This window comes from Streptomyces sp. NPDC006235 (assembly GCF_040613735.1).
Lineage (GTDB): Bacteria > Actinomycetota > Actinomycetes > Streptomycetales > Streptomycetaceae > Streptomyces.
The window spans coordinates 1-9,692 of the sequence record NZ_JBEXSR010000089.1 but is presented as its reverse complement, the minus strand read 5'-3'; the positions used below and the strand labels follow the sequence as shown (position 1 = coordinate 9,692).

Sequence of the window (9,692 nt, the reverse complement as noted above, 5' to 3'; positions counted from 1 at the left end):
GGGCGCCCGGCCGGGCCGGTCTCAGTGACCGCGCAGCCGCCCCACCTCCTCCAGTGCCCGCGCCGCCGCGCCGGCCAGGCGGGGCCGGTTGCGGACGAAGCGACGGGCGGCCCGTGCGGGCTCCCGGCTCAGCCAGTGAGCGGCCCCGCCCGGCACCGGCCGTACCACCACCCCCTCGTACACCCGCAGGTCACGGGTCCTGAGCGACTCCTTGTAGCGGGCCGGACCGCTCCCCAGATCGACCGTCTCGACGCCGTCTGCCGCCGCGGCCTGAAGCATCCTCAGCTGGAGCACGAGTCCGGGGGAGTACTTGGCGTAGGCGCGGTCGTACGCCGGGAACCACCAGGACAGCACCGTGCGCGAGCGCAGACCGAAGTGCGCGGCCACCGGCCGGTCCGCCGCGTACAGCACGGACAGCACACCACGGCACTCCGGATCCTCGCTCCGGCCGAGCAGCCCCACCAGCCGGGTGATCCACTCCTGCGCGAACCGGTCGCGCCGGCCGGTCCGCCGGTACTGCGCCGACTTCCACTCCATCAGCGCCCGCAAGGCACCCGGGTCCCGGGCGTCGTACGTGAACCGCACCTCGCCGACCTGCCGTGCCAGCCTGCGTTCCTTGGCCAGGGTCTGTCTGAGGAAACTCGGCGACTTCGCGCGCAGCCACCGCGTGTACTGCTCGAACCCCTCGCCGATGTCGACGACCGGGGAGGCGAGTTCCTCGACCGCGTGCGGCACGAACACCCCCTGACCGGCTTCGAGGTTGTCGAACTCCCAGGACGACAGCGCGCAGGACCGCAGTAACCTGCGGGCGTCGAGCCGGATCCCGGGGCGTAAGACGACCCCCTGGCTGTCGGACACGCCGAGCCCGATGGCCCGGCCCTGCCCCAATGGCCCCCTCTCGTACGGGAAGAACCCGACCGGGGAGCCGTCGTCGAGCAACACCGCCACTCTGGCCGCGGGCCTGACCTGCCCCACCGCCGTGGTGAACGCCGGGTCGAGAAAGGGATTCGTCGGGGCACCGGACTCCGTCCGTATCTCCCGCCACATCTTCTGGTCGGACGGGCTCAGTTCGTCCGGCTTGAGAATCAGGACACGCTTTCCGGGCAACTCCGCCTCCTGTGTCATCGGCATGGGGACACACGAAGGCCTGCGCTTCACCGCGTACCGGCACCAGGCAGTACTCGGGCCGCACGGCGCAGGCCCTGGTCGGTACTGCCGTCGCTCAGCAGCGAAACGCCTGCAGCTGGGCGGCGTTGGGGGCGGCGGCCACCCCTGGACGCCGGCCCGTTCCCGCCGCCCGGACGTCCGCACCACCCCGGTCCACCAAGGACGTGCCGGTCACCACGGCGCCCGCCCGGGCCGCTCCCGCCGTCCTCGGCGTCCGCGCCGCCGACTGCCGGACCGACGGCTCCTCCTCACACGGACAGGACTCCCCAGCCTCTTCGGCTCCGGTCCCTTCGGCTCCGGCCTCTTCGGCTCGGGCTTCTTCGGCTCCGGCCTCTTCGGCTCCGGTCCCCTCGACGCCGGCCCCCTCGGCTCCGGTCCCTTCACCCCCGGCGTTCGAAGCCGCCCCCGGCTCCACCGCGTTCACCGCCGCCGTGACCGCGGCGGCAGCCGCGCGCCCGCCCGGCGCGAGCCCCGGGACGGCGAGATGCAGCAACAGCAGGCAGGCCACCAGGCCCACCGCCGCTGCCCATCGTCGCCGCACCATCAGACCCCTGACCTGCGCATCGGCGGGGGAGGACGGAGCGATCCGGCCCAAGAGGCCGACGCCGGACCAGACCCCCGACACGGCCGGCTGCGCCTTCAAGTAGGCCGAGCGCATCCCGCCCCGTCAAGCCCTTGTGAGTGGATTCGCCCCGCTCGGCCACTTGCTGCCGGAATTCCAACGGAAAGCGCTGTCGGCACTCGCCCGCTCTCCTGTGGCGCCGGGTCAGTTGCCGCCCGGCACGCTCAGCACCTCGCCCGCCTTCGGGGCCCGGATGCCGAGCGGTTCGTCGAAGTCGCTGAACGAGGTGGTGGTCCACTGTGCGGCGCTCTTGTAGACCGTCCTGAGCAGGTACGGCTTGCCTTCGGCCGCCACGTAGAAGGTGTACGTCCCCTTCTTGTCCGCCTGGTCGGTCACGATCAGCTCAAGGGCCTTCGTACCCCCGACGTGGGTGGAGCCGCCCTTGCGTGCCGTGCCGAACGAGTCGAAGGGCCGTTCGCACGAGGCGAGTCCGTCGCCGCCCCGGGCGGCCGGGTCCACCGGTGTCTTCACCCACAGCCTCTGCTCGCCGGTGGCGCCCGGGTAGTTCTTCCACTTCTGCAAGTAGGCCCGGTCCGGCCGGACGTAGTCCGTCTCGCCGATCCGGATCTGCTCCAGCGTGCCGCCCCCGGACCAGGTGGTCCTGGATCTGCACCGGCTGTCGAGGTCGGTCTCGAGGCGGTTGGTGACCGAACCGCCGCTCTTCGTGCGGTTGGTGATGGCGACGGTGACCGAACTCAACTGGCGCATCGTCGCGTTGGCCTCGTCCAGGATGTCACCGGCGGATTTCTCCTCACCGGTGCCACCGGCGCCGCACCCGGTCAGTGCGGCGCCGGCCAGAAAGCACGCGAGCGCGGTCGTCGTCACGGTAGCCATGGCCCGCACGGAGCCCCCCTGTTTTCATGTCGTCCGATGATCGGCAAGGGAGCCTACCCGGCCACCGTGTTCACACGGTGGCGCCGACCTCACGGACCAGCTCGATCGCCCGGCCGAGGGTGGCGAGCCGGTCGTCCAAGGTCTCACCGGCCGGATAGAGGCGGACCGTGTCCACCCCGGCGTCCCGCCAGACGCGCAGCCGCCGCCGCACCATCTCCTCCGTGCCGATGAGCGTGGTCGCCAGCACCATCTCGTCGGTGACCACACCGGCCGCACCGTCCCGGTCGCCCGCCTGCCAGCGCTCCCGCACCTCCGCCGCGACCTCGGCCCAGCCCTGCCGGCTGTAGGCCCGGTTGTAGAAGTTGGCCGACGCGGAGCCCATGCCGCCCATGCTGAAGGCGAGTTCCTTCTTCCGGCTGGCGACCATGGCGCCCAGCGCCTCCTCGTCCGGGGCGAAGGCGACCTCGGCGCCCTGACAGACGTCGAAGCCGTCACGGCCGCGGCCGGCGGCGGCCAGCCCCTCGTCCAGCGGAGCGAAGTAGGCGTCCGCCGCGCCCTCCGGTACGAAACTGGTGCCGAGCCAGCCGTCCGCGACCTGGCCGGTCAGCCGCAGCATGGCGGGCGACAGTGCGGCCAGGTAGACGGGCACGGCGTGCTCGGCCCGCAGGGACAGGCGCATCGGCACCGCCTCCCCGCCGGGCAGCGGAATCTCGTACTCCGAGCCCGAGTAGGAGATCTTGCCGCCCGCGAGCACCTGCCGCACGATCTCCACCGTCTCGCGCATACGCGCCAGGGGGCGGGCGAAGGGCACCCCGTGCAGGCCCTCCATCACCTGAGGACCGGACGGGCCGAGCCCGAGAAGGAAGCGCCCCCCGGACAGGTTGGACAGGGTGATCGCCGTCTGGGCGAGCGCCACCGGCGTGCGCGTCCCGACCTGCATGACCGCGGAGCCCAGCAGCATCCGTTCCGTACGGGCCGCGTAGAAGCCCAGGGCGGACGGGGCGTCGGAACCCCACGCCTCGGCCACCCAGCAGACGTCGAGCCCCAGTTTCTCGGCCTCGACGATGAAGTCGGCCTGCCGGGACCAGGAGCCGAGGCCCGACGCCTCGACGGTCGTCGCCGTCCGCATCAGGCCTCCGCCCACTGCCGGACGCATTCCAGCGCGGCGGTCATGCCGCGCTCGAACTCCCGCAACCTCACGAACACGATCTTCTGCTCCTTCTCCGGCATGGCGTCGATCGCGAAGGAGAGCCCGGAGCGCCCGGGCCCCATCCGCATCCACTGCGACAACTCGGTCCCTCCGTTCACGGGTGCGAGGACGAACCGCCAGACGGCACTGGGTTCATCCGGATCCCCGACCGCCCAGGAGAGCACCCGGCCGGGCTCGCACGCGACGACCGTGGAGGTCGTCTCCCACTCGCCGAACGCCTCGTGCTTGTTCCGCCCGACGAACCGGGCTCCGACCACGGGACCGGAGGCCCCGTCGACCCACCGCACCGACTGGAGCTCCTCGCTCATCTCCGGCATCCGCGTCACATCCGACACCAGCGCCCACACCCGCCCCGGCGGAGCGTCGATCCACGTCCTCACTTCGACCGTCGGTCCGTCCGCGTACCGCGCGCCCGTCCACTCCATCGCGTGCCGGCCTCCTCGTCGACAGGAACTGTGGCAGGGAGCAGAGTTGCGTAATGAGACTAACCAGGTCAAGAGGGAGTGCGCGTCTACTGCAGACAGCGGTGGCGCGGACGGGCGCCGATGTGCCCCGGTGCGCGGAACCGCGCTCGCGGGGCCGCGTACGCTACCGATGGCTCCGCCCCCGAAGATCGTCGCGTCTGACGTCACTCAGGGCGGGGGAGTCATCAGGGATGGCGGTAGCCATGCCGATCCGTCGGCGGGCACGATGTTTCACGGCCGGGCGCGGTCCGGAAGGTCCGCCCGCGCCTTCGAGCGGAGGACGACATGGGATCGGCGATGAGCGAGCGGAATCACCGCCGGCAGAGATGGGCGGCCAGGGGAGCCCTGGCCTCAGTGGCGCTGGCGGCGTTGCTGCCCCTGGTGACCGGCGGCCTGAAGGGCCTGCTGCTGCTCGCGGCCGGCCTGGCGGGACTCGCCCTGACCGCGGCCGCGCTCTGGTGGGTCCTGTCCCGCCGGGGACCGGTCCGCACGGCGGCGGCCGCACTGGCCGTCGTCACCCCCGTCGCCGTCGTCACGCTCTTCGCGGTCGCGAATCTGCTCTGGGTGGTCTTCGCATCCCTGCTGCTGTGGTGCCTCGCGGTCTGGAGCGGCCGCTACGCCCTGCGCAGCACGGGCCTGCGGCCGGTACGGGTCAAGGAGTACCGCACGCCACCGCCGAAACGCCCCTTCCTCCTGCTCAACCCCCGCTCCGGCGGCGGCAAGGTCGGGAAGTTCGGCATCAAGGAGAAGGCCGAGGCGCTGGGCGCCCGAGTCGTCCTCCTCGACCCGGACCAGCACCAGGACGTCACCGCCCTGGCCAAGGCCGCCGTGGCCGACGGAGCCGACCTGCTCGGCGTCGCGGGCGGCGACGGCACGCAGGCGCTGGTCGCCGCCGTAGCGGCGGAACACGGCCTGCCGTTCCTCGTCATCTCGGCCGGCACGCGCAACCACTTCGCCATGGACCTGGGCCTGGACCGCGACGATCCGTCCACGTGCCTCGACGCCCTCACCGACGGGGTGGAACTCCGCGTCGACCTCGGCTTCGCCGACGACCGCCCCTTCGTCAACAACGCGTCGTTCGGCGCGTACGGGGCTGTCGTCCAGAGCCCGGGCTACCGCGAGGACAAGGTGGGCGCGGCGCTGGAGCGGCTGCCCGAACTGCTCACCCGGCAGAGCGGCCCGCGGCTGACCGCCGGCGCCGACGGCACCGTCATCGCGGATCCGCAGGCCGTGCTGGTGAGCAACAACCCGTACCGCATGGACGATCCGTTCGGCTTCGGACGGCGCCAGCGGCTCGACTCCGGGAAGCTGGGCGTGCTCGCCGTCCGCGTCGACAGTGCCGTGGAAGCGGCCGAACTCCTGCTGGCCCCGCGCCCGGAGGGCCTCACGATGCTTACCGCCCAGCACGTGGTCGTCGAGGCCGACGCACCGCACCTGGAGGTCGGCCTGGACGGCGAGGCACTCACCCTGCCCGCCCCCGTCCACTGCCGCATCACCCGCCGTGCCCTGCGCGTCCGGGTGCCACGCAACCGCCCAGGGGTCCCCGAGGCGCCGCCGCGCCTGGACTGGCGCCGCCTCCGCAAACTGGCGGCGGCGGTCGGCCGCACGGCCGCCCCCTCGCGCTCCTGGCGCCCCTGAGCGGGGCCCCGGAGGGAGACACCCCTAGACCCCGTCGCGGCACAGCGCGTTCGCGACCAGCCGCATGCCCGCCCGGTGCTGCCGCAGCGCGTCCTGGACGGAGGTGGCCCACCCGGTGGAGATCGAGGCGGTGACGGCGACCCGGCCGTCGTCGCTCACCGCGTTCCGGCTCATGTAGCCGATCTCGTCCCCGCCGTGGCCCCAGTACCAGCCGCCGCACGGCAGTCTGTTCTTCATGAGCCCGAGCCCGTACCGCGCGCCCGGGTATGGGACCTGGAACTCGTCGTTCAACGGGACCGTGCGTTTCATCTCCCTGAGCTGCGCCGGCTTCAGGACCTTGCCGCCGAGGAGGTCGCGGAAGAAGCGGTTCAGGTCCGCCGTGGTGCCGATGAGGCCGCCGGAGGCGTTGGGGTCCTGGTACAGGGTCACGTCAGCGAGCTTCGGCACCGTGGCGAACCGCTGATACCCGCGCGCGTGCGGCTCCCGGACGGTGGGGGAGTCGCCCGGGTAGTACGTGTGCCGCAGCCCGAGGGGCTTCAGCAGCCGGTCCCGTACCTGCTCGTGCCAGGTGTGGCCGGTCGCCTTCTCGATGACCATGCCGAGCAGGATGTAGCCGACGTTCGAGTACCCCCAGCCCTTGCCGGGCGGGAAGTCCGGGCGGTGCCGCATGGCCCGTTCGACCAGTTGCTCGGGGGTGAACGGGTGGAAGCGGACCTCGTAGTACTCCTGCGCCGTGTCGATGCCGGGGTAGTCGTCGTGGATGCCGCTGGTGTGCTGGAGCAGCTGGCGGAGGGTGATTTTCCGGCCGTCGTTGCCGTTGCCGCGCACCACGCCCGGCAGCCACTTGTCGACGGTGTCCTCCAGCGCCACCTTCCGCTCGCCGACGAGTTGGAGCACGACGGCGGCCACGAAGGTCTTGGTGTTGCTGGCGATCCGGAAGTAGCCGCCGTCGGGCACGGGACGGCCCGTACGGAGGTCGGCGGTGCCGCTCGTCACGGTGGCGGGAGCAGACCGGCCGCCGCTGACCCGGGCCTGCACGCCGATGGCGCCGGTGTCGCGTACGGCGTCGGCGTCGCGCTGGAACGGCGTGTCCCGCGTGGCGGCGGAGGCGGAACCGCCGTCCTCGCTCACCCCCGCGACGGCGTGGGTGACGGCCGGCGGCACGGCGACCGCCAGGACGAGGGCGGCGGCGATGCCCAGCGTGACGTGGCGGCGGCGCGGCTGGGAAGGTCGTCGGGGCGGGGTGGCTGACACGGGATCCTCCAGAGGTACGGACGCTGTATGCGGAAAGCACCACCGACGCTAGGAGCGGGGCCCTGGCCGGGCGTCGTCCGCCGGGAGGGGCGGGCGGCGCAACTTTCGTTCCGTGCCCTGCGTCTCCCGGGATCACCGGTCATACGATGCGGGCGGGACCGCGGGGGACGAAGACCGCCCGGCGGGCGGGGCCCGGGGACGGGGACACAGGGACAGGGACGGGGACGGGGACGGGGACGGGGTTGGGCATGACGGGGGGCTCGCGGCGGCGGCACGGAACGGACCGGTCCGTACGGTCCTCACGGGGGCCGCGCGACTCCTTACGGGTACCGCGCGGCTCCTTACGGGTACCGCGCGGCTCCTTACGGGCGTGGGCCGGTTCCGCGCGGGCCTCCACCGCCACGCTGCGCCGCAGGTTGGCCGGCCGCCCGGCGGACGCGCTCGTCGCTGCCGTCTTCACCGGCATCGCCGTGCTGCTCCGGCTGAGCCAGCCGTTGCCCGACGGCGCAGGCCCTTCCGCCGCCGTCATGGTGCCGCTCGTCGGGGCGTGTCTGCCGCTGGTGTGGCGGCGTTCGCGTCCGGGGCCCGTACTGGCCGCCACGGCCGCCTGCTATCTGGCGGGCGAGTTGCTCGACCCCGCCGGTGACAACGCCCAGTCCGTGTTCCTGGCCTGCTACTCGGTGGCACGGCACACGCCCGCGCCCCGCAGCCTCCTCGCTCCCGTCGCGCTCACGGCGACGCTGGTCGCCCCGGAGGCGGCGGGCGGCCGGCTGAACGTGTTCTCGTCGGCCGACACGGCCATTCCCCTCGGCCTCGCCGACTACCTGGTGGCCGCCGCGCTGGCCGCCGCCGTATGGCTGCTGGGCGCGTCACGGCGTCGGCTGTACGCGGACGCCGCGCGCCTGCGCGACCTGGCCGAACGGCTCCGTGCCGAGCAGCGGGTCAGCGCCCGGCGCGCGGTGGCCGCCGAACGCGCCCGGATCGCCCGGGATCTGCACGATCTGGTGGCGCACCACGTCAGCGCGATCGCCCTGCAGGCTCACGCGGTCACCGCCGTACTGCCGGAGGACACGCGCGCCGCCGGTCAGGGGGTGGCGGCGATCAGCGAGGCGGCGGACACCGCGCTGGACGAGATGCGCGGTCTGGTCCGGCTGCTCGCGGACCCGACGCCGGACAGTGGCGCCGCGCCGCTCCCGCAGCCGTCCCTGCGCCACCTGGAACGGCTGACCGGGGAGTCGGGGGCGGCGGGCTGCCCGGTGACGCTCACGGTGACCGGACCGGTCGCGGAGCTGCCGCCCGCCGTACAGGTCTCGGCGTACCGCGTCGTCCAGGAGGCACTGTCCAACGTACGCAAACACGCCGGCGCCGTACCCGTACGCGTCGGACTGGCCTGCCGTGAAGGCCGGTTGACCGTCACGGTGGAGAACGCCGCGCCGGCCCCGGACCGTTGCCCGATGCCCGGCTCCGGGCTCGGGCTGATCGGCATGCGTGAGCGCACCGCGCTGTTCGGCGGCACGCTGCGCGCGGAACCGGTCCCGGACGGCGGCTGGCGGGTCGTGGCCACGTTCCGGCCGCAGGACGGCGGCCCGTACGTGCTCGCAGAGGGAGCGTACGGGCCGGAGGAGTGCCGATGACGCCGCCGGTGCGGGTGCTGACCGTGGACGACCAGGAGCTGGTCAGGACGGCGTTGCGGGTGATGCTGCGGCGGCGCACGGATGTGGAGGTGGTGGGCGAGGCGGCGGACGGCGCGCGGGCAATCGAGGCGGCGTACGAACTGCGCCCGGACGTGGTGCTGATGGACGTACGAATGCCCGGCATGACCGGGGTGGAGGCGACCGCGCGGATCCTGAAGGGCTGGCCGCACGAGGGGCCCCGTCCGCGCGTGCTGGTGCTGACCACGTTCGACCTCGACGAGTACGTGCACGCCGCGCTGCGCGCCGGGGCCAGCGGGTTCCTGCTGAAGAACACCACGCCGGAACGGCTGGCCGAGGCGATCGCAGTGGTCGCGGCCGGCGAGGCGATGCTCGCGCCGACGGTCACACGGCGGCTGATCCGGACGTTCACCGACCTGCCGCCGCCACTGCTGTCCGGAGTGCGGCCCCGCCCGTCACCGGCCGACGGGTCGCCCGGCGGCCCGGGCGACCCGCTGGCCGCGCTCACCCGACGCGAACGGGATGTCGCGGAACTGGTCGCCCGCGGGCTCCCGAACGCGCGGATCGCCGGGTCGCTCGGCCTCACGGAAGCCGGCGTGAAGAGCACCGTCAACCGCATCCTGACCAGACTCGGACTGGAGAACCGCGTACAGATCGCGATCCTCGTCCTCGCGGCGGAACCCGATGCGGAAGAGGGCGACGGCTAGAGGATCCTGTGGATCACAGGGTCCTATGGATCACAGGGCCCTGCGGATCCTAGGTGTATTGACCCGCAGGGTTGTTCACGCGGGTGATGGGTGGCTGGCCGCCGAGTGCGGTGTGGCAGCGGTGGTGGTTGTAGGTGTGCAGGA

The 9,692-nt window shown here is 73.0% G+C and carries 9 protein-coding genes; 3 read left to right on the top strand and 6 right to left on the bottom strand.

Features of this window, described 5'->3' with window-relative positions:
* Window positions 1-21 precede the first annotated feature (21 nt).
* From ABZ192_RS42770 to ABZ192_RS42750, 5 genes are all read right to left on the bottom strand, one after another.
* The gene (locus ABZ192_RS42770; protein ID WP_356929863.1) at window positions 22-1,125 is read right to left on the bottom strand and encodes a GNAT family N-acetyltransferase; all 1,104 of its coding nucleotides are present in this window, start codon (window positions 1,123-1,125) and stop codon (window positions 22-24) included.
* Between the two features lie 97 nt (window positions 1,126-1,222).
* A complete protein-coding gene (locus tag ABZ192_RS42765; RefSeq protein ID WP_356929862.1) occupies window positions 1,223-1,711 on the bottom strand; it encodes a hypothetical protein in 489 nt (162 codons plus the stop codon).
* A gap of 222 nt (window positions 1,712-1,933) precedes the next feature.
* Window positions 1,934-2,623: a hypothetical protein gene (locus ABZ192_RS42760; RefSeq protein ID WP_356929861.1), complete on the bottom strand. Its 690-nt coding sequence runs from the start codon at window positions 2,621-2,623 to the stop codon at window positions 1,934-1,936.
* Window positions 2,624-2,693: 70 nt separating this feature from the next.
* Window positions 2,694-3,752 carry an LLM class flavin-dependent oxidoreductase gene (locus tag ABZ192_RS42755; protein WP_356929860.1) on the bottom strand — a complete coding sequence of 353 codons (1,059 nt, stop codon included), beginning with the start codon at window positions 3,750-3,752 and terminating at the stop codon, window positions 2,694-2,696.
* On the bottom strand, window positions 3,752-4,258 hold the full coding sequence (locus ABZ192_RS42750) for an SRPBCC family protein (RefSeq protein ID WP_356929859.1): 507 nt from the start codon (window positions 4,256-4,258) through the stop codon (window positions 3,752-3,754). The genes ABZ192_RS42755 and ABZ192_RS42750 overlap by 1 nt, the downstream gene beginning before the upstream one ends.
* Window positions 4,259-4,582: 324 nt before the next feature.
* On the opposite strand from ABZ192_RS42750, the gene ABZ192_RS42745 reads away from it, so the two are divergent.
* The gene (locus ABZ192_RS42745) at window positions 4,583-5,935 is read left to right on the top strand and encodes a diacylglycerol kinase family protein (RefSeq protein WP_356929858.1); all 1,353 of its coding nucleotides are present in this window, start codon (window positions 4,583-4,585) and stop codon (window positions 5,933-5,935) included.
* A gap of 24 nt (window positions 5,936-5,959) precedes the next feature.
* Here ABZ192_RS42745 and ABZ192_RS42740 read toward each other — a convergent pair whose 3' ends face one another.
* A complete protein-coding gene (locus tag ABZ192_RS42740; RefSeq protein WP_356929857.1) occupies window positions 5,960-7,189 on the bottom strand; it encodes a serine hydrolase domain-containing protein in 1,230 nt (409 codons plus the stop codon).
* Between the two features lie 416 nt (window positions 7,190-7,605).
* Between ABZ192_RS42740 and ABZ192_RS42735 the strand changes: the two genes are divergently transcribed.
* The gene (locus ABZ192_RS42735; protein WP_356929856.1) at window positions 7,606-8,823 is read left to right on the top strand and encodes a histidine kinase; all 1,218 of its coding nucleotides are present in this window, start codon (window positions 7,606-7,608) and stop codon (window positions 8,821-8,823) included.
* Complete coding sequence (locus ABZ192_RS42730; protein ID WP_356929855.1) at window positions 8,820-9,548, top strand: response regulator transcription factor; 729 nt, start codon at window positions 8,820-8,822, stop codon at window positions 9,546-9,548. The genes ABZ192_RS42735 and ABZ192_RS42730 overlap by 4 nt, the downstream gene beginning before the upstream one ends.
* Window positions 9,549-9,692: the final 144 nt, after the last annotated feature.

What these genes read in the sequence shown, in the direction of transcription:
- ABZ192_RS42770 (WP_356929863.1), bottom strand. Translation starts at nt 1,125, where the DNA reads ATGACACAGGAGGCGGAGTTGCCCGGAAAGCGTGTCCTGATTCTCAAG.
- ABZ192_RS42765 (WP_356929862.1), bottom strand. Translation starts at nt 1,711, where the DNA reads ATGGTGCGGCGACGATGGGCAGCGGCGGTGGGCCTGGTGGCCTGCCTG.
- ABZ192_RS42760 (WP_356929861.1), bottom strand. Translation starts at nt 2,623, where the DNA reads ATGGCTACCGTGACGACGACCGCGCTCGCGTGCTTTCTGGCCGGCGCC.
- ABZ192_RS42755 (WP_356929860.1), bottom strand. Translation starts at nt 3,752, where the DNA reads ATGCGGACGGCGACGACCGTCGAGGCGTCGGGCCTCGGCTCCTGGTCC.
- ABZ192_RS42750 (WP_356929859.1), bottom strand. Translation starts at nt 4,258, where the DNA reads ATGGAGTGGACGGGCGCGCGGTACGCGGACGGACCGACGGTCGAAGTG.
- ABZ192_RS42745 (WP_356929858.1), top strand. Translation starts at nt 4,583, where the DNA reads ATGGGATCGGCGATGAGCGAGCGGAATCACCGCCGGCAGAGATGGGCG.
- ABZ192_RS42730 (WP_356929855.1), top strand. Translation starts at nt 8,820, where the DNA reads ATGACGCCGCCGGTGCGGGTGCTGACCGTGGACGACCAGGAGCTGGTC.